The following is a 24,077-nucleotide window of genomic DNA, read 5'->3' as shown; positions in this document are numbered from 1 at the left end:
AAATCTTACTTGAGTTCCAAAAATTCTCTCATTTCGTCCAAGCGGTTCATGCCGTCTTCAAATCCAAGCTCAATGAGTTTTTGTGTATAAGTACGCTCAAACAGCAAGTAACTCGTTAAACTCGACGGAGAATGCTTTTTAACCCCCATGGTTCTGAGCAACAGCTTGATTGCCAACGGCATATCTTCGTAATAATGATCTGCGACTTCATTAAAATTAACCGTTGGCTTGATGAGCATATGATCTACTCGTCTAAGCTCTTTGTGCTTTTCTCTGGCCGGTAGCAAGCTTACCGTACGGTTGACGCGGTCGAGCCGTTCGATGTCTGAATTTAAGGTATCGCTAAACACACTGTCTAGCAGGTGACCGGCGACCACAGACATTCCTGGAAAATGCGGCTCATAGCCGAGCGGCTGTGGCAGTTTAGGCTGCTCAACACCAATCACAAAGATTTTATCCGCACCTAAATGAATGGCAGGGCTAAGCGGGGAAAGCTGGTGGATAGAGCCATCACCATAGTAATGATGCTTAACGCGCACGCTTGGAAACACCATAGGTATAGCCGAACTTGCCATGAGTAAGTCGAGCGAAATCGTGCCCGGAACACCTTCGCGCTTTGAGCGCTGCCAAGGTTCAGCATTGTTCGCCTGATAAAACGCCACAGATTTACCAGTAGAATAGCTCGAAACCGTAATCGCGATGGCATCAAGATAATGGCGGTGTAGATTGTGATCGATGCGATTTAAATCAAGTACATTGGCCAGCAGCTTTCGAAGCGGCGAGTTATTTAACAAGCTGGCTGGTGGCTGATTAAGGTATTGCGCTTGAAAGCTGCGCATCATATTGGCAAATAAATGGCCGTATGCACCAGTAAACGAGCTTTTGTACACCATGTCGGTGCTAAAGTTCTTCCAAATATATTCCACTTTTTTCACCGCGAGGTGAAAGCAAGATGCGTAACAGGCAATCCCCGCCGAGTTAATTGCACCGGCAGAGGTACCAGTAATGATTTCAAAGGGGAGGGGAGAAGTACGAGGCATACTTTGCGCAAGCGCCTTTAATACCCCAACTTGATAAGCGGCTCTTGCACCACCTCCAGTCAGTAGTAAGGCAATTTTTTTATCACTCGTTCTATGCTTTCTCAAAAGAGGCCATCCTGCTGTTAAATTTGCTTAATTTAAATTTGGTCTTTTTATGCGTTATTTATCTTTGTTGATGTTGTAATGCTTTAGGTGCAAAGAGTTGATAACTCCAGTAAATGCGTTATTTTTAGTAGTAAAGTGCCACTCTGCCCTTAAGCCGCTTTTAGGTTGTATTATTTATTCTAGTTGAACCTAGCTAAAACCCAAGTTGTCTGAGTGCACATACTCGCGCAACATATTAGGCTATTATTTTGAAATTTAAGCACTAAAGCGCTATGGTGGCACAAACAAATTTTAACAAACTAGCGGTTTAATTTAGTCGCTAATTGGCGCGATTTTGTATTTAATAAAGTGGCGATTTAGCTTAACTTCAATGTACTGAACTTAAGTTCGGTGCTCAAGTATTTTTATTAAGATCAAATGTTTGAACAAGGTGTAGCCGGAGTTTGCACCACAACGCATTTTTTTAGGGTTTCAGCGCGCATTAAGTTATTAGTCAAGTATTTGGTGATAGTTTTACATTAACGCGTATCAACAATGACGAAGAGGGAGTCCCCATGTCAGAGAACCATCAAGAAGGTAATAAAAGACCTTCTAACAGCCAGTTGTTATTTGCCGCGATAGTTGTACTAGCGTTGATTATTGTGGCTGTGTTTGTGCTAGCACAAAAAGACACTCCATCGACGGAAAACCAAAAGGTCAAACAAGATATTGTTGTGCCTGAACAAACAGAAACGCCACTGGTTAATACCGCAAGAGAAACACCACCAGAGCAAGTGGTTGAACCTGAAGTAACCTTGCCACCGCAACGAGAGCAAATCGAGCCAGAGCAAGTAGAACCGGTTGAACCTGAAGTAACACTACCGCCGCTTTCTCAAAGTGATACCGAAATTAAAGAAGCAGTATCAAATTATCTCTCTAATCAAGCGGTAAAATTGCTGGCAGATGACGACGTGATCCGCCGCACGGTGGTTTATGTAGATAACCTAGCAAAGGGTAAAGTGGCAGAAAACCACGCACCAGTGGTGAAGCCGCAAGATGGCTTTAGCGTAATTGATGACGACATTATTATTACTGATCCTAACAGCTACGAGCGTTACACACCTTATGTCGCCATGTTCGACACCATGAGCACCGCGCAAGTGGTTAGACTATACGACCAATACAAACCTTTATTTGAAGAAGCATACGAAGAAATAGGCTACGAAGGAGATGCATTCAACGGCACGTTAACTGACGCAATCGACGAGTTGTTGGCAACACCCATTCCAGACACCGCATTGCCTTTGGTAAAAGACTCAGTTACCTACAAATATGCTTATGCAGAATGGGAGCAACTTTCTTCGGCGCAAAAACAGTTTTTAAGAATGGGCCCAGAAAACATGAAGAAAGTGAAAAAGCGCCTAGAAGAAATTAAAATTGCGTTGAACAAATAAGCGCACAGCCTCATAAAATCCACAAAAGCTTGGCAAACTGTTTAAACATCACCCAGTTAGCCAAGCTTTTTGACTTTTCCCTTGCATCCCCCTGCAATCTTCGAGATAATTCTTTCCGCGCCAAACAAGGCCCTCAATGGTAGTCTTATTGGTCCTCTCGCAACAATAGTACGTGAATCTGGTCAGGTCGGGAACGAAGCAGCCACAGCGTATGACTTGTGTGCCGGGATGTGGCTGGTAAGACTGCCACCCAAACCTCCAAGTGTGTTGTTTGTAGTGTAAGTTTTATTGATAGTACTTAAAACTATACTAAAACATACTAATTCCTATTCTTTTAAAGTAAAAAACTAATTCTTAGTTCATTAGATCAATAGCACTTCTTATACTAATCTACTAAAACTCTTCAGCACTAATTGGTTTAGTTACCGTGTTAGTCAAAGTTCTTGCGCAGGTTAAAACAGATAATTCAGGCTTATTGATTGAAGTACCTGTGTTGCTTAGCGAATATGGCGTATTCGATCCCTTACTTGATTACGTTATAAGCCAGTCGCACATTAAAAGTTTGCCATGGATGAATCGCATTACGTTTGCTTGCCAATTGTTACTCGAGTACATGGAAGCCAACACAGGATTATTTTCAGACGCCAGCAAGTTATTTCAATCATTTGTAATGCGTTTGTCACTGGGTACCATTAGCCCAGAAGGGAATGATCCATCGGGTTTATATTGGTTACCTCGTTCTACAGCAAACGTAAATCAACTTTTATCTGCGCTAAATGGCTTAACGGATTGGCTCGCCAATAACAGAAATACAACTAGCTTAAATCCATTTGAACAAGCCAGCTCTCATCAAGAACGCCTTAACTATGCTGCATGGTACAAACGCAATCAGTACAACTTTTTAGGCCATATCAAAAGCAACCCTTTACCCAGTGTGCTTAAAACCGTGCGCAAGATACGTGGTAAAAAGGATGTGCTTAAGGTTGACGGTGATGCCATTTCATTTCCAGAAAAGCTCTTTAAACCCTTTTTTATTCAAGGTTTAGGCAAAGCCAGAGATAAGCGCGTGGCACTGCGTGATCAGCTTATTGTGCTGCTGATGCATTGCACCGGTGTACGCGAAAGTGATGCTTTGCACCTTTGGGTGGATGATGTGTTTTACGACCCAGAAAACCCAAGTGGTGTGATAGTACGTTTGTATCACCCCGAAGATGGCAGAGCACCAAATAACTGGACTGGCCGCAAACGGCAAAAAACACGCGCAGCGTATTTGGCTGAGAACTTCAACCTAATTCCTCGTAACCGTATGACGGGTACCGCCCGAATTGGCTGGAAAACCAAAGTGGTTGATGATGACGAAAACTACATTCAACTGCACTGGTTTCCTGCCTTTTACGGTGAGCTATTTGCCAAGTTGTGGCAGCAATACTTACTTTACCTTTTACCGTTACCAAGAATGCACCCTTACGCATTTGTGTCTTTTTCACAAACGCATGAAGGCCAATCACTCACCCTAAACGCGTTTAACCAAAGTTATAAAGCGGCCATGGCCCGTATCAGCCTTGTCGTGTCAAAACCCGAAGGGCGAACCCCGCATGCCCATCGTCATGCTTATGGCAGACGTATGTCGAGCGCGGGCATTGATCCAAGGCTGATCAAAAAGGCACTCCACCATGCTTCGTTATTATCACAAGCCGTTTATACCCAGCCCAGTATTAGAGACGTTACGATTGCATGTGAAAGAGCGTCAAAAAACCTTGATGGTCAACACTATGCCGAGTTTAAAGAAGACGTCAGCGTGAGCTGGCAAAACGTGATGGAATCGGGCTTTGAAGATATTGACCCTGATGGGCTATTTAGCGGTAAGTATCCTAAATTAAGGAGATATAAACCATGAAAACACAGGATTATGAGTTTAATTGGTTTATTAAGAAAAATGGCTCAGGCTGGGAAACATGGCGGGAGCTGGCCTCTACTTGGCTTGAACAAAAGCAATATGGCATTGACCATTCACGCGCAGCTATCGCACGCTTTTTAGATGAGTACCTAGTACCGCGATTTATTACCGACCCCATTGAGTTATTTACACTGGCAGAGCAAGATTACAACAAGTTCCTTATGCCGTTTGAGCTGAATGAAGGCTACCGTGTTAGGCAAAATAACGAAGTATGTAGCTTTATTGATTGGATAATTAGCACCTACTACTCAGAGCCTGATGACAATGGCGATCCTGTGCCGCTATTCCAAAACCCCTTTAACAAAGAGCAAAACCCAGTAAGAAGGCAGGAGACTGTCTACAACGCTTTACCCTACGCCTATATTAAGCAATTGCGCAGCATATTATGCCCTGCGCCTCGAGGCCACTTTAAACAATGGCTGTGGGCCATCGACTACAGTGAGATCTTCTTCACCAACGCTCGATATTTAAAAGACTGGATTTTGGTTGATGAGTCGGCGATAGACAAAGCAGATCCCGATTGTGTTTGGCAAAAACACACGCTAGATAAACAGCGGCAAATAAGAATAGATGGTGCACTGAGAACCCTAGAAAAGGGTGACAGCATTTACTTAATTTGGCCGCCCGTTCGTGCTATGGCTTTATACCTTAAATTGCAGTTACCTTTACGAACCTTTCAAGTGCGAATGCTGGACTCGGGTGAGGCTGATACGTGGCGTTACAGCAATGGTGAGTGGCAAATGAATGAGCAACATCATTTTGCTGAAGGCAGCGATAAGCGCCCATGGCAAAAAGGGGTATTCCACCGCATTATTACGCCAGATATTGGTGATGTGATGACGGGTATGTATATAAACACCAATAAAACCGCAGATAGAAACAAAGACGAAATAACTCGGGGATACGTGATCCCATGGCAACACGAAGAGGTGTTGTATTGGCTTGAAAAGCTCAGAAACTGGCAAGAAAAGTACAACCCAATCAACAAGCCCACGTCAATTTACGACTTAGATTACAAGCACTTTGGTAGCACTAAAACCAAAATTCAGCGCAGTGAAATTGGTGATATTTGCTTTTTGTTTCGCAATGCCGCTGCGTATCGTAAGCGCGAACGGCGCATGCCAATTACAGATGGTTATGTTAACGCGCTTTGGGTGGCTTTGCTTGCCCAACTCGAGCACGATGTGGCGAAAAAAGAGCATACTTTAAGAGATGGTGCCAAAGTACATTTTGTAGACCCTAAAAATGCCAGAAGGCCGCTATTTCCTTTGCATGCATTACGCGTTTCTTTGATCACTTGCTACGCCATTGAGGGGGAAATACCCACACCGATATTATCAAAGCTGTTGGTTGGCCACAGTCGTTTGATCATGACTTTGCACTACACTAAGCTCACGCCTGTGATGATGGCCAAGAAAATGCGCGAGGCCGAAGGCAAAATAATCGACAAAGAAGACGATAGTTTACAGTCATTCCTAGCCAATAAATCCATTGAAGAAATCGGCCTGCAAGCCGCGTTTAAAGACATTGAATCGCTACAAACCGCATTGAGAGTGCGTAACCCTGCTGGGTGGCAAGAAAAGTCGATAGGCATTTGTTTAGCAGGAGGCAACACCTCGCCCTTGGTTGAACATGCCTCTATTGCTGGGTGCTGGAATGGCGGCGATAAACTAAAAAAAGCGAATCGAAACCAAGCCGATCTACACGCGCCAGTACCCCATGGCATTGAGAACTGTATTCGCTGTCGCTGGTTTATTACCAGCATTCGCTATATTCAATCGCTTACGGCTCACTTTAACAACCTAAGTTATCACGCCACAGAAGCGGCTAAAATTGCTGCGGAACTTGAGGGCGAGCAAGCTAGTTTGTTGGATGAAGAATATTTTTGCGAGGTAAACAGCACTCTATTTAGCAAGCGCGGCCAACTAAGCAGCATAGACAGGCGTATTGAGCGACACAAAACCGAAGCCGATGAATACTGCAAAGACTTAGTAGCATGTTTTCAGGTGATCCGTAAGGTACTAAGCATTGAGCAAAACCGTGAAGAGCACGACCACAAAGACAAAGTAATTGCGCTTGGCTCGGCACAAGACATATCACCATTTTTTAGCTTTTTAGACACGAAATCTGAATTTAGGCAGCTGATTCAAATCTGCGATGACGCAGAAGTATTTGCAGACTTAAAAGACGATTTAAAGAAAACCACGGCCATTAATCACAGATCAAACATGCTAAACACCATGCTGATGCGCATGGGCTACCAACCAATCCTGATGCAGCTCGACGACGAAGCGCAGCTTAAGCTTGGTAATGTGATGATCAATGCCATGCTAAATGCGACTAAAGAGCCAGACAAAAGCAAAGCCATGACAATGCTTTCAACTTACCTTGATACTGAAGCTTACTTGAAAGACGCAGGCCTACTCGAGCAAGGTGTACAAGCGATTGAAAGTAATACAGGCATTAGCATCAGAACATTAGCAAACATGGCAACAGCCACTTTAGGAGTGAAGAAAAATGGCTAAACCAGTTGACCCAACCCTAGTGCTGCAAGAGCTATGCGCAAGCGCCACCACAAGAACCGCTAATGCTTTAACGGTATTGAATGCGGTACTTGAACAACAAAGTAAGATAACGCCTCTCGACTTTTCCATGGCAACGATCGGGCGGTTGTCAAAAGAGCAAGGCGGCCCATCAACACAAACCATCCGTAATCGCACAGGAAAGCATTTTCAGCAATTAATTGAGGCTTGGGCAGCCTATGCAGGCACAACGTGTAAAAAGCCGCTCTCAGTGCGCCAAAAACAGCTATTGAACAGCAACGACCAACATATTCTAGACGCTATCGACGACCCTGTGATTAGAGCCGTTGTAGGCTCACTGATTGCCGAACGGAACAAATACCGTGACCAACTCAATACGCTCAAAGCCAACTCAGACTTGTTTATTGACCGAACCAAAGGCGATAAAACCAACACCACACTTGAAAACAAACAACTGGTACCGCTGGAAGTTGAAGCCATTAAAGCCGCAATTTCTGATGCGTTTTTCAATAAACATGGCTGGGAAGTTATGCCCACGGGGCAAGTCAAAGATGCTGAGGGAAACGAGATCTATAAGCGCGGGTATGTGAATGGGATAAAAAAATTTTTAATTGCCTAAGTTAAAATCTTTGTATTATTGTGTGTAATACATAGTGAAATTGGCTAGTAAAGGATATCGATGACGCAAAACTTCAGAGATGCCGATTCAGGTGATGGGTTTCTGTATCACTACACAAGCATTGACACGGCTCGTGACTATATTCTTAAAGATAATCGCTTACTCCTAAACTCTCTTCATAAAGCAAATGATCCAAAGGATTGTAAAACTTGGTTTCTGAGTGCTTACACGAATGATCACGAAAGATATGGCCTAAAACATGGCCTTAGAGCAGCTGAAGAGCTCAAGAAAGTTGTAAGGGTGACTTGTTTTACACAAGATCAACTTCAAGAAAACCCTCCGAGCAAAATTATACTAGATATAAACCGCTGTGGGTTCAACAACCCTCAAATGTGGCATTATTATGGGAAGGCTAATACAGGGGTATGTTTGGTTTTTGATAAGAAAGAGCTATTAGCGCGTTTTTCCGAGCAATACGGGGGCAACGCTCTAAGTGGGCCTATTAAATATATTGACAGGTCATTGGGTCATTCAAATGCAATACCTCAGTACCAATATTTTCCAGAGCGATATGATGAAATTGGCTCGTTGAATTATTGCAAAGAGCATATGATGCAACCAAGTAATGCTGAACTAATGCTGTTCCAAAAGTCTACACCTTGGAATTGTGAGAATGAGTTTAGACTTGTAACATTTTCAGATAAAGCCGATGCAATATATCTGAACTTTGAAAGCTCGCTAAAGGCAGTGTGTTTTGGTTCTTTCGCATGTATCGACGACATTGAAGCGGTAAAAGCTTACAAGAGCGATGCTCACTATAGAGGTTTAACCCTGGGCAAGATATTTTGGAGAAACGCTTCACCTTTTTATGTTGAGGGGTATCACAACATAAAACGGAGGATATTGAGTATCACTGATTTTAACTAGTTTAAGAAGCTTTTTAAACCAAACTTATTGTAAGACATTTTAGGGGGATGGTGCTGTGAATGTTGTGTCAAGATGGATTTATAACCTTAATGACCAAAGTCCATTCTGGCAGGTTTACGCCGTTTTTATTCTTTTAGTTTTTCTATTTTCTGGCTCCTTAAGCATTTTGTTAATGGAAACTGAGGTTTCTAACAGGTTGGCTAGTTGGGGGAGTTTTATAGGCGGGCTCTTCACGGTAGTAGCTGTTTTTGCAAGTGTATTCACTTACTTGAAATTTAAAAGAGAGTATTATCAAAATAAAGAGAATGATTTATACCATGATTTGGTTTTTAACCAATTACCAAGCTGGGAATCTGAAATCCTTAATGAGGTCTTTTCAGTGATTAAAGATCTGCTAACTGTAGCTGGCCTTGCTGATAATCTTACTAACTCGGAGGAACTCGAAAGCAGAGCTACTTCTATCAAGAGGCTAGAAGATGACATCCTTATAACAAGTTCTCAAATAGGAGTTTACTCTACCATACCAGATAAGGATAAGTTAATTGACGAAACAAAAGTTCTGGTAGCTATTTGTATGGACTTTAGATTGTTCCTTCAAGAGTATAAAAAGAAAATCAACAGTGAAGATAATCGGTTAAGTCTAGCTATCAACCAGTTGTTAATTAGGAACAATATCATAGAGCCTTTGATGAAGAGCAAATTGGTACGTGTAAGAAGTAAAAGAGCGGTTTGCACTCCGCAATGTAGTAGGTATATGCACAATACTTTTATCTCTTTAACTGAAAGTTGCAGAACTTGTATTCAAAATTAATCCAAAACATCAGCAATAATCCGCTTACACAGTGAATCTAAATCTCGAAAGATGCTTTCTCTATTGATCCCACATTTGCTTAGCTGAGCTAGGATTGCGTGTTCAGCCCCTTTTTCAATATGTATACATTTTAAAATATCGCTTCGGTTGTGCCTTTTTAAAAATATATCTAATGGTTCATTATTGTTGCCATGAATCGTAAATGCACTGTGCTGCAAATCCATTCTGCCATCTAAAGAACTAGCTTCAATTGCCAGCGGATACTCCCAAGTAAACGACTTTAAAGAATTTGATGGTGAAAGCAAAAAGAGGGGATATGGTAAATACTCATCTAAAGAGTACGATTCAACATCACTTGTTTCGCCATCACTTTTTTCAAAGTTAGACCATAACAAGCCACCTTCAGCGATATAATCAGGGTCTCCTACTTCATGAGCGTTAAAAACTCTTCTGTTGCCCATTTGCGAAGGGCAATATATCAAATTCAATCCTGTCACTAATTTATTTAGGGCGTGTGGATCCAGAACCCATATTGCCCTTTGACCTTTTTCAGATAGAGGCTCTTGGGTAACAGCGAAGAACAATGCGACCAGAGGCGAACGTGACCAGTCTAGTAGCCTAGTTGGCAGACCATGATGTTGCATAAGAGCGTAAACTTTCCATGGGTTGTGGCTCTCTGTTTCTGAGTATTTGCCGTAATCACGGAGAAACCTATATGCAACAGTGTCTTCTTTCGTCTTATCTAGCCCACGCCATTCAACTTGTGAACTGGGTTTGAAGTTGAGATTACCAACACCTCGGTACCAAAAATCGATATCATGGTCTGCTATCAGATCTAAGAATTGCCCCACACTTGAAATCACTAAATTTTCCTTATAATTGTCTACCACTAAAAGCTATTCTTTTGATTTAATAGCTTTATAAACTGTATTCCTTGAGAGCTTTAGCTCTCTAGCGATTGTTGTAATAGGTTGATTTTGCTTGTACAAGCGATGGATATCAAGTTTTACGTTTTCAGATATTGGCTTGCGGCCTTTGTATTTACCCGCTTTTTTAGCGGCTGCAATGCCCTCGAGTTGGCGCTCTTTTCTGATATTGAGTTCAAACTCAGCGAATACGGCAAGCATATCTAAAAAGGCTTTGCCTGAAGCTGATTCGGTTGAGATGGGCTGCTCTAGCGCTTTTAGCTGAATATCGTTGGATTTTAGGTGGTTCACTAAGGTTTGTAAGTCGAGTACGGAACGAGCGATACGGTCGACTCGAGTCACAATTAAGGTGTCACCAGCACGAAGGTAGTTAAGTAGGGCTTGAAACCCTTCGCGTTTGGTGTTCGACGCTGAAGCTATATCGGTAAACACCTTGCCACAACCCGCTTCTTCAAGTTTGGCTACTTGTAAATCTAAAGACTGATCTGTGGTCGAAACTCGCGCATATCCAATCTTACTCATGGCAATTGTTCATTTAGCATCTAGACTAAATAAACATAGTGCGTACTAACGCCTTAAACCACCCTAAATGAACACTTTTAGTCTGTTTTGGTGATGTTCAATTAGGGTATACGCTATTTGAACTTGTGCTTTGCCGTCGTTTTAGGAAATGCCACCACAATGGACTTGCAAAATCCCGACCTGATTATAGTTAAACGCTTATCGGAGCATTCATGCTCTTACTTTGCGGTTGAAAGCGTAGCGGGTACTGATGTGGTGTTGACAGATATTGAAAGCGGTGGGCGGTTCAATTTTGAAAAGCCAAGGCTTGAGCAACTGGTTTCAAACGGTCAGCTCAGAACCATTGCGCGGTGTGAGCTACCAACCAAGTTAACCTTTAAGCCTCTCAGTAACGTTAAAAAGCCTAAAGCTGAAACTACGGAAGATGTTGCGTCCAAAAAAGAAATGGAGCGACGTTATAAGTACGTGCAAGGCGCAATTGAGCAATGCGTTCCAGCCTATACCGAGAAGTGGTTAACCCCGTATATTACCCAGAAGGCGGCGGAGATAAACGACAGCAGCCCACCGTCATGGCGAACGCTAGCCTATTGGAACAAAACCTTTGTGGAAAGCGGCTGGGATAAAAATGCACTAATGCCCAAGCATAAAGCCAAAGGCAATCGAACCAAGCAACTGCCTCAAGAAGTACATGACCTCATTGATGACGTGATCAATGAATACCTTCGTACTCATACGGTGGTGAGGTATCAGAAGGTGTATGACCAGTTTCTAGAACGGCTTGATACGCTTAATGCAGAAAGGCGTGAAGCTGATTTAGTTGAGTTAAAACCATGCAGCTATAGGTGGATAGTGAATAGGCTTCAAAATAGGTAGAAATGACCTGAAATAGCTAGAAGCAGGTTTTCACCTTGCCTAATTTTGGCTGTTTATTTACAAGTTTCTCGTATAGCCAGGAAAACGAGCGATTTGGTTCGTTTTCATCCCAAAGCTTTTTGTAGCAATAAGTTATCCGCTATGATAAAAATTCCTTAAGTAGAAACTCGTGGCGATTCACGACAAATAAACGCCCAAATCGCTCGTAGATCGAGATTGTTAGAACTACAGGAAATAAACTTAGTGCAATTGCCAAAAAGAGACCCTAAGCACGTAACTGAAACAAAATCTTTCAAGATTTTCTCAAGAAATATACCCGATAACTGGATTATTAGGGAAGTATCGGAGAGGGATTACGGCATCGATTGCTATATAGAGTTAGTTGATAACAATGATCAGGTAACTGGCGAGCTGATTTCTATACAGCTAAAAGGAATAAGAACAATAAAATGGACAAAATCAGATCACTACACCTTCTCAGGGATAAAAATATCAACAACAAATTACTGGATGAAGTTTCCGACTCCGGTATTTATTTGCCTAGTTGATGTCGATTCCGAAGAAGTGTTTTTCACTCCCGTGAAATCGACTGTTAGAAAAAATTTCTATAGTTACATCAAGCAAGATGATTTCTCATACAAAGTACACAAAAAAGACAGTCTAAGCCAGCTATCTCTAGAGGCGTTTTTGATTTCATATTTCACAGAAAAATCATGGAAAAGTCTTGAGCTAAATATTAATTCATTCTTGTCTAATTGTCATAGATACAAAGAATTTATCGAAGAAAATATAGGTAGAGACTACTTCATGGGAGTGGACATCGGTAGGGTTATGTATTTGAAGGTTTTTTTCGAAAACATAAGGTTCTTATGCTTACACTTCCAAATTGAGTGGAAGTTAAAACCAATTAATGAATACTTCAAAGAAAGCCAGAAAGCGTTTGGAGATCATTATGATATTCATGAACACTACATTGAGCTGATAGTTAAGCAGCTAGAAGAATATCTATCATTACTGGCGCTAAAAATTAAAGACCATGTTTCTATTGATGAAGAAGAGTATTGGCACGCCAAAGATTCACAACTATTTAATTTAGTAATCAATATAGACAATGAGGGAAATATCCCTGAATTCATATGAGCACTAGTTCTAACAATACCAAGCACGGTGACGATTTTTCGTGTGGCTTCGCCTCCACTACAAAGCCGTCCGTGTTGGGGGCGTTGAAGATCCGTTTTTGGCACAAAGCACGTCAAAATGCCTAATACAGTTGCACTGTTATGTAAGTGACCCTTTTTTTTTGGGGTACTAATTTTTTACTACCATATCTTATTGTTTTAATTGTGTTTTGTATATTTAGTACACTTTCCACTATAAATTTGTAAGTTACTACAAACTCCAGTGTGTTGTTTGAAGTGTAAGTCTTATTGATAGTACTTAAAACTATACTAAAACATACTAATTCCTATCTTTCTAAATTTAAAAACTAAATCAAATAAAACACTCATTCTTCGCTCGTTAGATCAATAACACTTTATTAGCGTGTTCCCATAGCTTGGAAAAGTCGTAGGCGCTTTCCAACTGAGTTATGAAAAAAGTGTAACTGCTGTGCAAAAGGTTTGTCAGGTGGCGGCGTTGCACGCTTTATTCGACCTACAAATCAACAAAGTAAGTCATATTAATAAACACTTTGTCGTAATCCGCTTCCTCAAGTTTGGCTACTTGTAAACCTAAAGACGGATCTGTGGTCGAAACTCGCGCATACCTAACCTTATTCACGGCAGTTGTTCGTTTAGAAAAGAACATGAAGGCAATAAGCAAGATCTGACCCTAATAGTTTCTACAAGATTGACCCTATGCCTTGAGGTGTTTACCCATATGGCATCAGCGTCGAATACCAAACGCGATGGGTTTCAGGCCCTAATAGAATATAACGTCGATGCTTCATTTGCCTACGCTATCAAATTGACTATTCTATAGAGTTTCTTTTCATCAGTACTTCTAACGCTTGCGAGAGTGCTTTGGTTGCGTTATCTGTATCGCCATTCACTGCCGCAAAATAAGCGTTATTTTGACTAGGATAAAGCAGGCTACTGACCGAAAATGCGCCCGTAAAGCCGTCATGACCAAAAGCCGTTTTATCTGACTTGACATACCAGCCCATCGCATACTCAGAATGGCTGTCTTGAATTTTACTATAAGGCGAGAGCAACATTTTGTAACTCTCTTTACTCACAATATTGTCACCTCCCTGCATTCCCTCTAATACCGAAGAAAAATAAACAGCAAGGTCAGGTAAACTTATATTCACCGTACCGGCAGGACCATATACTTTTGGAGCAAGCTTTTTTTCTTCAGTTACCCCATGCCAGTGACCATTTTCGTAAATATGCCCTTTAGGCTGCTTTGCGCTCTCAAAGCTCGGTTCACCAAAACCATAATTAGTGATGCCTAATTGCCCAAAGACTTCTTCGCCAATAAGCCACTCCCAAGTCTGATTGCTGACTCGCTCTAACATATGTCCTGCTATCACGTAACCAACATTACTATACCAAAACTCACTTCGGGTTTTCACTGCAGCGGTATTAAGCACCTCTTTTGTTAGCTCATATCTTAATTCGGTTAAAGGCTTGGTATTGTCGTACCACTGCTGATTTTTTACATCTATGTCCTTTTTTAACCCGGATGTCATGCTCAACAGATTCTGTAAAGTAATTGTCTCATGCTCTGGTCGAATTTGGCCTTTAAGTTCAGGAAATACATCTATGACGGTAGTGTCAAAAGTAATGAGGCCTTGTTCAACTAAACGAGCGGCGAGCAAAGCGGTCATAGATTTTGCGACAGAGCCGATCGCCCAACGATCATTATCGCTTACAGGCTCAAGGCTTTGTATATCACGATAGCCTGTGCTGGCAATTTCGTACACTAAGCCATCTTTTACTGTCATAGCCGTAATTGCAGGTACATTATATGCCTGTCGAATACTTTCTAAATGCTGTTTTAATGCACCATCTTGTGCAATACCTACTTCTTTAGGGAGCTCAGTTTCATCAATTAAGGGCGAAGTTTGAGTTATATCCGAACCACACGCGCTTAATAGTAAGGTTAATAACGCTAAATGAGCGAATTTAAATGATGATTGTAAGTTTGTTATAAGCAAAGCAAAATCCTTTATGTTGGTTGTTAATGCTCCACTGTAGACTCAAATATTATTGAATTACTCAAAATTAATTTGTTTAAAAATGTATAGTTAGCTAATTTGTGTGGCTTTACTGCCGCTGCTACCCCTGCCAAAGGGAGTTTTATCGCAAGCCAGTCATGTGATATGTACCAGTCTAAGCGTAAAGGAACCAACTCAGGTTCACTTGAATCAACTCCAGGAGAAACGTACCCCATTATTGAAGTTGATGCCCAAGAGGCGCAACAAGTAAATTGGGTAAGAGTGAAGACTACATATAACCCTTCACCTGATCGCTGGGTGTCGGCCAGTTGTGGAGATTTACATCTTGCTTGGGGGGATTTACAGAGCAAGATTTACAGTGGACTAGCCGATAATGAATTTATAGTAGAACTTAGACCGGGTAAGTTCTACTAACTAACCGCTGATAAAAGCATGTCCGTTATCGAATTAAAGGATTGGCAATTCCAAAAAGTTAGGTAATTCAGAGGTAAGGTTAGTTGCAATCTAGATGCAAATTAGTGTGACAACGCCAAAGTTGTGTAGCGGATATGCCGACAGCCCCTTTTGGAGCTCACATTAGCGTAACAGCAGCTCCAATTCCAACCCCAAAGCTTGTATAGAACTAGTGTATATAGTCATCAATTAGCTTGCGCCAAGCATCGGGCTTACCGTAATAGGCAGTATGCGGAAGCTTTACGAACGTCTCATGCTTTTCCAGGATAAGGGTTGGGTAGCCAGTAACCTGAAGCTTTTGCATTAATTGGCGGCTTTGCGCGATTTTTGTTTGCTCAGCACTTTGATTTGCCAGCATAGCTCGTTGCCAGTGGTTTTTATCTAGCCCAAGCTCAACGGCTAGCTCCTCTATAGCCTCAGCTCGGTTAACCTGTTTACCCTCTATATAGTGGGCATGCTGAATAGTTTTAAGCATGTTAAGTGGCGCTATGCCCAATTGCTCAGCGGTTATGATGGCACGAGCGGTGATGTATGAGTCAAGGAGCATCGGATCGTTACTCTTCACCCTTTGGATGTAACCTTTGCCAAACTGCGCGCCTGTTATGCTGGCTATACGCGCATCGCTTGTGAGAATGTGGTTGCGGAATGCTTTCTCTATAGATTGGTTGGCAATCATACCTCCAGGATGCAGTTCAAGCTTGAGGTCACTGTTGGCTGCAATTGCATCCAGCAGTGCAGCCGCACCATAACACCAGCCACACATGGGGTCGAAGAAGTAGTGCACTTTTACCATTTCATCTCTCCCATATGTACCTTAGCACCAATACCCAACGCCATCGGTAATCCTGCATCAGGGTAGCGTGCAGACATACTATCAATCAGTTCAGCGCTATTTTTGCTGCTGCTTTTTGCCTGACTAAAGTCGCTTAAATACTGCTGCGAGTAGCTTATGGTACTTGAATCAAGTTTGGTGCCTGCTTTCATGTGACCAGGTATTACAATCTCTGGCTTCAGTGCTTTTAACTCTTTTAATTGGCGGCTCCACGCTTGTTGACTGCGTTGGGATTGCGCATCGGCCATCCATAAGTGCACATTACCGTAGACTGCAACATTGCCCAGAATCGCTTTACTTGACGGGATCCATAAGTAGGGGCGGTGTGCCAGCTCAGATTGCGTGCCGTGGATCTCTATTTTGTGCCCATCTACAAAGAGTGTATTTCCCTCTACAACTGTTGGGATGTATGGCTTAACAGGTGCATTTTCCCCCATTTTTGGTGTCCAGAATGCTAATTTACCCGCGAGTTTTTCTTCAATCACTGCTTTTACGGCCGCTGTGGTTAGGATCTTAGCTTCAGGGAATAAAGTGTGTAGCACTTCCGCGCCAAAATAATAGTCCGGATCAGCTTGGCTGATAAAAATCGTTTTTAGGGTTTTGCCGCTGTCGAGCACTTTGGCAGCTATGCGTAGTGCATCCGCTTTGGTAAAACCCGTATCTACGACCATCACTTCACTCTCACCAATCACCAGTGTTGAGTTAACGTGGAAGCTGTTTTTGTCAGCGTTATAAACATCCAGTGTAAGTGGGGCGGTGTTTGCTGCCATCGCATTGCTTGCGAATAAAATCGATGCTGCTATCAACGTTAGGTGTTTCATATCTTTTGCCTCAATAGGTTTAGTACGGAGCAGATGATATGAAATTGATAGGCTCAGAAAAACATGCCAAACTAAACATCATTGTTTCATAAATCGAACAAATAAATGGATAGACTCATCGCTGCTAAGGTCTTTGCCGACGTTGCAATCACAGGTAGCTTTACCGCGACGGCTGATAGGCTAGATATGTCTCGCCCTATGGTAACTCGGTACATTGAAGCAATGGAAAGCTGGCTAAACATTCGTTTATTACATCGCACCACGAGAAGAGTGTCTTTAACGACAGCAGGGGAGTCCTGCTTGGAAGAAGTAAGACAGTGGCTGAGGCAAGCTGACACCATAACCGGCTTGGCGAATACTAGCGGAAAACTGTCTGGTACGGTTCGACTAGCAACCAGTATGTCTTTTGGCTTTTCTCAACTTGTGCCCGCTATTCAACAGTTTATGTCAGCACATCCTGATGTGAATATTGATATTGATTTGCAAGATTCTGTGGCCGATCTCACTGAGAGTCAGATAGATCTTGCTATTCGTATTGCCTCTGCACCGGACCCTTCTTTGATTGGTAAATCAATTGCAGTATGTGACTCTGTTATTGTGGCGTCGCCGCAGTACCTTACGAGTGCAAGTGAAATCACAAAACCTGATGACCTAGCTGAGCACTTATGCCTTGGGTATAAGAATTTTCAGCAGCATATCTGGCATTTGCGCAAAGGTAACTCACAACAGTCGGTAGCCGTAAACTGTCGTTTAACTGCGAACGAAGCGACGGCCTTAATGCACGCAGCGTTAAATGGCGCTGGTTTGGCAATTCAACCCACTTATTTGGTTAACCGCTACATCAAATCTGGCGAGCTTAAGCCGGTACTACCTGATTGGAAGCCAAGCGATATGAATATATACGTGCTCTATTCTTCGAGAAAGTATATGTCTCCAACCGTGAGGGCATTGATAGATTATTTGTCGCACTATTTTGCCAGCACGCCATGGTGAAACTGCAAGTATCTTAAGAGTTACATCTTAATGTTGTTACGTTACTAGCTCGTTTGATCAGGAGAGTAGCTAACACGACGAGTGTTTTATTATCGTTATATTTTTCTCAATTACTTTTTACTTAAAACTAAGCCCAGCTAGTTGCTGGGCTTGACATACTTAGCAGATGTAAACTGTTGGGCAAAATTCAGGTGCGGTATAGCATGCACCGTAGTCTTTACTGTAAGCGCCGGTTCCGCCTGCTATTTCTTTCGTTTGTTTAGCATCTAGCGCTTTGTTTGCGTTAAGGTTTTTTAATTTTACTTTTTTCAGTTTCATGTTGTATCCAGTTATTTTGTTATCTTTGATTATTCGGTAATGTAGATAAATACCTATTTCTAAGTACTTATCTGTTAAATAATGTGTTTAATTTTTAAACACATTTCAAGCGGGGATGGCAAATAACTTCAGTAGATCTTTTAGTTGTTTGTTTTTTAAGTTGTTTATTATATTGAATTTTTATCAAGCAAGTAAAAATGACAGCGTTGGACTTTTGTGCATGTCAATCTTGTTGATTGTACAACCTATATCCAACCAATTGTTGCGGCAAATAGCTGCGTGCGCCTTACACATTAAAAGAAGCAATGCTAGTATCCTTGTTAGGATAACAATCGAGTTGATAAAAAGTAGGGGAGCTAATGGCATTATCATTTCAGACCTTAAGGTTGCATATTATTGAGGTTAACGACGATTTTCCGGCACTCGATCGTGAACGGCTGATAGAGCAAATTCCCCATATCCTGAGTTCTAACGTGGTTGAAAACCTTCCCCCCTATTTTCATGGTATTGATTCAACAAAACAGGCCGAAAACTGGTTTCAGCGTATGTGTTCAGAGAGCCGCTTACTGCAAGTTAAGCTTGGGCAGCATGAGACAATTGGCTTTTTGTTTGTTTACGTTGAAAACGAAAGTGATGCGCATATCGGTTACTTATTGGCTGAAAAGCACTGGGGCAAAGGTTACGCCAGTGAATTGCTGCAAGGGTTTATCCATGCAGTTACCAGTATAGAGTATTGGAGTACCCTAATTGCGGGAGTGGAGCAATCCAACCATGCTTCCATTCGGTTGCTCAAAAAGCTGGGGTTTTCACAGCAAGTGCATGATGAAAACAGTCCACTTTTCTTTGAATATGAGATCCATCGCGTCTGTTGACCTCAGCGGTTTGACTTTTATTTCCCTGAATGTGCTTTGGTCACAACGCTCGACTTGTCGTTAGTCCATCAATTGATAAAAGTAAAAAATATAACAATTGTTGTTATTTTCTTGTTAATGTAAGCGCTTACATGTTAGGTTTAACATTCAACATACGATTACACCGCGCTGAAAAGTGTGTAGTAAAGCTCGTGTGTTTGAAAAGCGCTATATTTTTCAATTGTTCGGGGTTGTTATGGATTGAAATGTAAGCGCTTTCATTTCTGCGGTTTATGAAGTGATAAAAGGATCCGTGTTTTAGTGGTTGATCACTAAAGCAGTTTTATACATTACATTTGGAGACATAAAGTGAAAACGAGTAGCAAGTTAATCGCAAAGCTCGCAAACATTAGCGTTATCAGTCTGATTGTTTGTGCGTCTTCGCAAAGTAACGCGGCTGTGGGGAATTTACTTTGGGAAGATAATTTTAATAATTTAGATACCAACACATGGAATATAGATGTCGGGGATGGTTGTGACCAAGGAATATGTGGTTGGGGTAATCAAGAATTACAGTGGTACAGTGAAAATAATGTCTATATTACCGACATTGTAGGCGAGGTGGGAAACAAAGGCCTTGTTCTTGAAGCAAAAAATCAAGCGATAGGCGGCAAGGCATTTACCTCAGGTAAGATCCAGAGTAAGAATAAGCTTGCTGTGCAATATGGCATGATAGAGATCAGAATGAAGGTATCTGATGTCGACACGGGGCTTTGGCCTGCACTTTGGATGCTAGGGACGAGTACTGCTAGCTGGCCGGCAAAAGGCGAAATCGACATCATGGAGATGGGCCAATCTCAAGCCGCTCGTAATGATGCAGGCTTTCCCGGTGCGCCAAGCAATAACTATACAGGCTCAAACTTAATTTTTTATGCAGATGCCGCCTGCAATGAAGGTAATCCAACCTGTGCAGCAAGTGTGGCATACAAAACCGATAATGCACATTTGTCCTCAACCCCCTTAACCAATCGCTTTGTTATCTACCGTACTTATTGGACCGAAGAAACGATCCGTTTCACAGTTGAGGATAATGGGGTCGAATATGATATGTTCGATAGCCCGTTTGTTATTAGTGAAGAGTCAAATGAATTCAACGCACCATTTTATCTATTGATGAATTTGGCTGTCGGCGGGTTATTTACGGACGCGCTTAGCAATGAACAGGTGAGCGCGCCACTTCCTGGGAAAATGGTGGTGGATTATGTGCGTATTTATGAGCTAGATGGTCAAGGTGAAGTGTTCAGCGGCAATGTCACTAAGCCCGAAGTTGGCACCTTTGGTGTTTTTAGTGAGGGGCCAAGCGATAATCAGTTAGTGCCGGGAAGCAACGCGGATATTTATGTGTGGAACCAAGACTCACTCACTCAGGGCAATATCCCTGCCTATGAAGGCAATGAAGTGATTGCATGGCAATATTCGCCAACGCAGTGGTTTGGAGCCGGTATTCAAAGTCGTCAAGCGCGAGATATGAGCAACTTTAGGGATGGTTACTTAAATTTTAAGATTAAAATTCCTGCGAATGTGAGTTTCAGAATTGGCATTGCTGACACTTATACTAATGAGAACTGGATCACATTCCCCGCGAACACCAATCAGTATGGCCTTGTTCGTGATGGTCAATGGGGTGAAGTGCGTATTCCAATCACTGAGTTAGCGGGTAGCTTGGTGGCATTACAATCAATTAAAAATCACTTCAATATTGTCTCTGTCGCTGGGCAAGAACCTAACTATTCTTTTCAAATGGCAATTGACGATATTACCTGGACAGGGGGCGGTAGTACCCCTGTCGATAGCGATCAAGATGGTGTTGAGGATAGCCTCGATCAGTGCCCAAATACTCAACCAAATGAAGAAGTTGATGCGAATGGCTGTCCACTGAATAATTTACCCGATGGATTGGAACAGGTCTCTCTGGATACTTTAACTTTCTATGTTAACACTACCGGCTGGGCGGATGTTCATTATCGAGTCAACGGCGGTGTGCAGCAAAATGTCCGCATGCAAGTGATTAATGGTCGCAATGAGCTGACAATATCTGGGCTAGCAGTGGGGGATGTGGTTAGTTTTTGGTTTACTTACCAACAGGAGGACGGAACGGTCGTAGATACCGCAGAGCAGGCCTATATACTTTCAGAATCCTCAGCTGGTAACGATAGCGATGGTGATGGCGTGAATGATGGTATCGATCAGTGTCCAGATACGCCTGTGGGGGATGTGGTAAACACCGATGGATGTAGCATTTTAATCACTGAGCAACTTCGTATCGAAGCGGAAGACTATAGCAACTATTTTGATAACGATGCAGGCAATACTGGTGGCGAATATCGCAATGATGATGTTGATATTGAGCTGACCAGCGACAACGGCGGTGGTTACAACGTAGGTTGGACGTCGGCGGGAGAGTGGCTCGAATATCAGGCTAATTTAGGCGCGGGAAGCTATAATTTGACTGCACGCGTTGCCTCCCAAGTTGGTAACGGAGCGTATAACGTTCTTGTTAATGGTAATCTAGTTGCCAGTACCGTTGTGCCTGCTACGGGTGGCTGGCAAACCTTTATTAGTCAAAATATTGCGTCGATTACGTTAAATGAGGGTGTACATACCGTTCGTGTTGAAATGGCGGGTGGCGAGTTAAATCTAAACTGGCTTGAGTTCAATATCGCTGGTTCATCTAACAATGATAGCGATAACGATGGTGTGCCAGATAATCTAGACCAATGTCCCAATACCCCTACGGGGCGCCAAGTTGACAGCCAAGGTTGTGAGCTCAGCTTTGGCACTATTGTGCCACTTTATGATGCAACAACACCTTTAGAGCAAGCCGTTAGTTATGACCGTGGAGATGCACTAATTACGCGTTTTGCTGATCGCGGCCGAGACCGCCATGCAAAAGAAGATCAGTTTCAAATCTATGATCACTATTTATCGCATTATTGGACGCATCGAACTGCGCAATTTGAAATCGCTGATTTTGTAGCTAAAGGCGGCTCACGCATTGAAGTGACCTTTATTACAGAATGGAAACTCGGTGCGCGCGAATTTCGTGCTTGGTATCGTGGATTAGGCACAGTTGCTGAGTACCACGGTAATTACTTTGGTGGCGGTGCGGTCGTTGAGCTTGATAACGGCAGTTATGATACGAACTTTAATAAGATAAGTGATTCAGGTGATCAATATCGTTATAGAGTGATCATTGATGACTACAGACCGCTAAATTGGGACCCTGCTGCAGGCTTTTTGCCTCTTGAAGTTGGTCAGCGCATGGAGTTTGAAGTTAGCCAGTTTCTTGATGCGCCACCAGAAGGACGAGAAAATTATTATGGTACAACGTATTTATACATGGTAGGTGAAGGGCTTGTCCCATGGAAAACCGTTGGCGACTTTGCTGATCCATCATCACAACGCGAAGATTCTTACCCGATTGCAGAAGCGGGGTGGTTGGGAGGCAAAACCACATTGCCATACAATTACACCAATGAGCCTGATAATCACTTTATGCAAATGGCGACCAATTTATCGAGCCAAAATGGACAGGCATTTGTTCAGGGGCGACGTGTTCACCACAGTAGTTTTGTTAATGGTGAGCACGATGAACGCAACGGAGAAAATGGCGTGTTTAGTGCGGTGGTTGGAAAGTCAGGCCCACACTACATCAACGACAGTTGCGCAGCTTGCCATGTTCGCAATGGTCGTGCGGCTCCACCAGCTATTGGCGGCTCATTGGCAAAATGGGTGTTTAAAGTGGCCGATATCAATGGCAACACCCATCCCTTATTGGGGAATGTGTTACAGCCTAAAAACACAGGCATAGATACCGAGACGCAAGGCGAGGGAGATGTAACGATTGCTTCGTGGACTGAAAATAATGGTTTGCGTTCACCCAATTACCAATTTAATAAAACCACTCCAGCACGCTACTCAGCCCGTATCGCGCCTCAGCTGGTGGGCTTGGGCTTACTTGAAGCGATACCAGAGAGTGCGGTGTTAGCCTTGGCGGATGAAAACGACAGTAACGGCGACGGTATTTCGGGCAAAGCGCAGCGCGTGAACGATCCTATTACCGGTCAAACACGGTTAGGACGCTTTGGCTACAAAGCTGCGGCGGCATCAATTAAACACCAAGTCGCTAGTGCATTTAATACGGATATGGGAGTAACCAACTCGGTATTTCCAAATCCTGACTGTGGAGCATCACAATCAAGCTGCGGAGGTGGCGTTGTAGAAGTGTCTGATCAACATCTCACTGCGCTAAGCAAATATATCGCTTTATTGGGTGTAAGAGCGCAGCGTGGGCTTGACGACCCTGAGGTGCAATTAGGAAAGGCACGCTTTACCTCAATTGGCTGTGAAGGTTGCCATACAGCAACATTTGAAACCAGTGAGTATCATCCATTTGCGGAGTTACGTGCGCAAACGATCCATCCGTATACCGATTTATTACTACATGATATGGGCCCAGGTCTTGCGGATAACTTAGGTGAAGGCATCGCTAGCGGTGCTGAGTGGCGAACAGCGCCATTATGGGGGATTGGATTGTCTGCTTGTGTGACAGGTGGTGTTGATAATGTGTTAGGTGGGCAGGGCAATGAGTTTTGTACCGCTGAGCCAAGCTATCTGCACGATGGTCGTGCGCGAACGATTGAAGAAGCTATTTTATGGCATGATGGTGAAGCGCAAGCAGCGAGAGTAGCTTACGAAAGCTTGTCGGCAAATGATAAATCAGCCGTGTTGGCATTTTTAAACTCATTGTAAGTTTGTGCATCAAAGATCACGAAAGTCATGAGCTTTGATGCACTTGAAGTTGTTATTACA

Annotated in this window: 19 protein-coding genes and 1 other RNA gene; 13 read left to right on the top strand and 7 right to left on the bottom strand. The window is 42.7% G+C overall.

Annotated features, from left to right (window positions below):
* Window positions 1–5: 5 nt before the first annotated feature.
* On the bottom strand, window positions 6–1,145 hold the full coding sequence (locus tag GSF13_RS17495; protein WP_045964207.1) for a patatin-like phospholipase family protein: 1,140 nt from the start codon (window positions 1,143–1,145) through the stop codon (window positions 6–8).
* Between the two features lie 554 nt (window positions 1,146–1,699).
* On the opposite strand from GSF13_RS17495, the gene GSF13_RS17490 reads away from it, so the two are divergent.
* The 7 genes from GSF13_RS17490 to GSF13_RS17460 all read left to right on the top strand — a co-directional run bounded on the left by GSF13_RS17490 (window position 1,700) and on the right by GSF13_RS17460 (window position 9,435).
* Window positions 1,700–2,578, top strand: coding sequence for a DUF3014 domain-containing protein (locus GSF13_RS17490; protein WP_211866545.1), 879 nt, complete (start codon window positions 1,700–1,702; stop codon window positions 2,576–2,578).
* A gap of 146 nt (window positions 2,579–2,724) precedes the next feature.
* An RNA gene (gene ffs, locus GSF13_RS17485) (signal recognition particle sRNA small type) lies at window positions 2,725–2,821 on the top strand.
* A gap of 184 nt (window positions 2,822–3,005) precedes the next feature.
* A complete protein-coding gene (gene gmtY, locus GSF13_RS17480) occupies window positions 3,006–4,475 on the top strand; it encodes a gamma-mobile-trio recombinase GmtY (protein WP_211866543.1) in 1,470 nt (489 codons plus the stop codon).
* Window positions 4,472–7,060 (top strand): integrase family protein, encoded by a 2,589-nt coding sequence (locus GSF13_RS17475; RefSeq protein WP_211866541.1) that lies wholly within the window; start codon window positions 4,472–4,474, stop codon window positions 7,058–7,060. The genes gmtY and GSF13_RS17475 overlap by 4 nt, the downstream gene beginning before the upstream one ends.
* On the top strand, window positions 7,053–7,697 hold the full coding sequence (gene gmtX, locus GSF13_RS17470) for a gamma-mobile-trio protein GmtX (protein ID WP_211866539.1): 645 nt from the start codon (window positions 7,053–7,055) through the stop codon (window positions 7,695–7,697). The genes GSF13_RS17475 and gmtX overlap by 8 nt, the downstream gene beginning before the upstream one ends.
* Window positions 7,698–7,757: 60 nt before the next feature.
* Window positions 7,758–8,624: a DUF2971 domain-containing protein gene (locus GSF13_RS17465; protein WP_211866537.1), complete on the top strand. Its 867-nt coding sequence runs from the start codon at window positions 7,758–7,760 to the stop codon at window positions 8,622–8,624.
* A 55-nt stretch (window positions 8,625–8,679) separates the two neighbouring features.
* A complete protein-coding gene (locus GSF13_RS17460) occupies window positions 8,680–9,435 on the top strand; it encodes a hypothetical protein (RefSeq protein ID WP_211866535.1) in 756 nt (251 codons plus the stop codon).
* Here the strand turns inward: GSF13_RS17460 and GSF13_RS17455 are convergent.
* Both GSF13_RS17455 and GSF13_RS17450 read right to left on the bottom strand, forming a co-directional pair.
* On the bottom strand, window positions 9,432–10,298 hold the full coding sequence (locus GSF13_RS17455) for an FRG domain-containing protein (protein ID WP_211866533.1): 867 nt from the start codon (window positions 10,296–10,298) through the stop codon (window positions 9,432–9,434). The genes GSF13_RS17460 and GSF13_RS17455 overlap by 4 nt on opposite strands.
* Window positions 10,299–10,331: 33 nt before the next feature.
* A complete protein-coding gene (locus tag GSF13_RS17450) occupies window positions 10,332–10,883 on the bottom strand; it encodes a recombinase family protein (RefSeq protein WP_211866531.1) in 552 nt (183 codons plus the stop codon).
* A 159-nt stretch (window positions 10,884–11,042) separates the two neighbouring features.
* On the opposite strand from GSF13_RS17450, the gene GSF13_RS17445 reads away from it, so the two are divergent.
* Both GSF13_RS17445 and GSF13_RS17440 read left to right on the top strand, forming a co-directional pair.
* Window positions 11,043–11,756, top strand: coding sequence for a hypothetical protein (locus GSF13_RS17445; RefSeq protein WP_211866529.1), 714 nt, complete (start codon window positions 11,043–11,045; stop codon window positions 11,754–11,756).
* 243 nt (window positions 11,757–11,999) lie between these two features.
* Window positions 12,000–12,896 (top strand): DUF4365 domain-containing protein, encoded by an 897-nt coding sequence (locus tag GSF13_RS17440; RefSeq protein ID WP_211866528.1) that lies wholly within the window; start codon window positions 12,000–12,002, stop codon window positions 12,894–12,896.
* An 829-nt stretch (window positions 12,897–13,725) separates the two neighbouring features.
* On the opposite strand, the gene GSF13_RS17435 is transcribed toward GSF13_RS17440, so the two are convergent.
* The gene (locus GSF13_RS17435) at window positions 13,726–14,916 is read right to left on the bottom strand and encodes a serine hydrolase domain-containing protein (RefSeq protein ID WP_211866526.1); all 1,191 of its coding nucleotides are present in this window, start codon (window positions 14,914–14,916) and stop codon (window positions 13,726–13,728) included.
* A gap of 165 nt (window positions 14,917–15,081) precedes the next feature.
* Here GSF13_RS17435 and GSF13_RS17430 point away from each other — a divergent pair, with 165 nt between their 5' ends.
* Complete coding sequence (locus tag GSF13_RS17430; RefSeq protein WP_029215787.1) at window positions 15,082–15,351, top strand: hypothetical protein; 270 nt, start codon at window positions 15,082–15,084, stop codon at window positions 15,349–15,351.
* Window positions 15,352–15,559: 208 nt separating this feature from the next.
* Here GSF13_RS17430 and GSF13_RS17425 read toward each other — a convergent pair whose 3' ends face one another.
* Both GSF13_RS17425 and GSF13_RS17420 read right to left on the bottom strand, forming a co-directional pair.
* The gene (locus GSF13_RS17425; RefSeq protein WP_211866524.1) at window positions 15,560–16,183 is read right to left on the bottom strand and encodes a DsbA family protein; all 624 of its coding nucleotides are present in this window, start codon (window positions 16,181–16,183) and stop codon (window positions 15,560–15,562) included.
* Window positions 16,177–17,043, bottom strand: a complete 867-nt coding sequence (locus tag GSF13_RS17420) for an MBL fold metallo-hydrolase (protein ID WP_174170054.1) — start codon at window positions 17,041–17,043, stop codon at window positions 16,177–16,179. Before GSF13_RS17420 ends, GSF13_RS17425 begins: the two co-directional genes overlap by 7 nt.
* Window positions 17,044–17,148: 105 nt before the next feature.
* Between GSF13_RS17420 and GSF13_RS17415 the strand changes: the two genes are divergently transcribed.
* Complete coding sequence (locus GSF13_RS17415) at window positions 17,149–18,036, top strand: LysR family transcriptional regulator (protein ID WP_206471028.1); 888 nt, start codon at window positions 17,149–17,151, stop codon at window positions 18,034–18,036.
* 159 nt (window positions 18,037–18,195) lie between these two features.
* Here the strand turns inward: GSF13_RS17415 and GSF13_RS17410 are convergent, their stop codons facing one another.
* The gene (locus GSF13_RS17410; protein ID WP_157782784.1) at window positions 18,196–18,354 is read right to left on the bottom strand and encodes a hypothetical protein; all 159 of its coding nucleotides are present in this window, start codon (window positions 18,352–18,354) and stop codon (window positions 18,196–18,198) included.
* Window positions 18,355–18,713: 359 nt separating this feature from the next.
* Between GSF13_RS17410 and GSF13_RS17405 the strand changes: the two genes are divergently transcribed.
* Window positions 18,714–19,226 carry a GNAT family N-acetyltransferase gene (locus tag GSF13_RS17405; protein ID WP_206471027.1) on the top strand — a complete coding sequence of 171 codons (513 nt, stop codon included), beginning with the start codon at window positions 18,714–18,716 and terminating at the stop codon, window positions 19,224–19,226.
* A 348-nt stretch (window positions 19,227–19,574) separates the two neighbouring features.
* A complete protein-coding gene (locus GSF13_RS17400) occupies window positions 19,575–24,017 on the top strand; it encodes a di-heme oxidoredictase family protein (RefSeq protein ID WP_211866523.1) in 4,443 nt (1,480 codons plus the stop codon).
* Window positions 24,018–24,077 lie beyond the last annotated feature (60 nt).

The sequence above is a fragment of the Pseudoalteromonas sp. M8 genome (assembly GCF_018141365.1).
Taxonomy (GTDB): Bacteria; Pseudomonadota; Gammaproteobacteria; order Enterobacterales; family Alteromonadaceae; genus Pseudoalteromonas.
This window is presented reverse-complemented; position numbering and strand designations above follow the sequence as displayed.